The 554-nt window shown below is 48.4% G+C and carries 1 tRNA gene and 2 rRNA genes; all 3 read left to right on the forward strand.

The window, feature by feature from the left end:
• Positions 1–111 (forward strand): 16S ribosomal RNA (locus ACJHW7_RS25295); the annotation flags it as partial.
• Between the two features lie 85 nt (positions 112–196).
• A tRNA-Glu gene (locus ACJHW7_RS25300) sits at positions 197–272 on the forward strand.
• Positions 273–465: 193 nt separating this feature from the next.
• Positions 466–554 (forward strand): 23S ribosomal RNA (locus tag ACJHW7_RS25305); the annotation flags it as partial.

Genomic DNA, 554 nt, shown 5'->3' on the forward strand with positions numbered 1-554 from the left:
GAAGTAGGTAGCTTAACCTTCGGGAGGGCGCTTACCACTTTGTGATTCATGACTGGGGTGAAGTCGTAACAAGGTAACCGTAGGGGAACCTGCGGTTGGATCACCTCCTTACCTTAAAGAAGCGTTCTTTGCAGTGCTCACACAGATTGTCTGATAGAAAGTGAAAAGCAAGGCGTCTTGCGAAGCAGACTGATACGTCCCCTTCGTCTAGAGGCCCAGGACACCGCCCTTTCACGGCGGTAACAGGGGTTCGAATCCCCTAGGGGACGCCACTTGCTGGTTTGTGAGTGAAAGTCACCTGCCTTGATATCTCAAAACTCATCTTCGGGTGATGTTTGAGATATTTGCTCTTTAAAAATCTGGATCAAGCTGAAAATTGAAACACTGAACAACGAAAGTTGTTCGTGAGTCTCTCAAATTTTCGCAACACGATGATGAATCGAAAGAAACATCTTCGGGTTGTGAGGTTAAGCGACTAAGCGTACACGGTGGATGCCCTGGCAGTCAGAGGCGATGAAGGACGTGCTAATCTGCGATAAGCGTCGGTAAGGTGA

The organism is Escherichia sp. WS1152 (assembly GCF_046487665.1).
GTDB lineage: Bacteria > Pseudomonadota > Gammaproteobacteria > Enterobacterales > Enterobacteriaceae > Escherichia > Escherichia coli.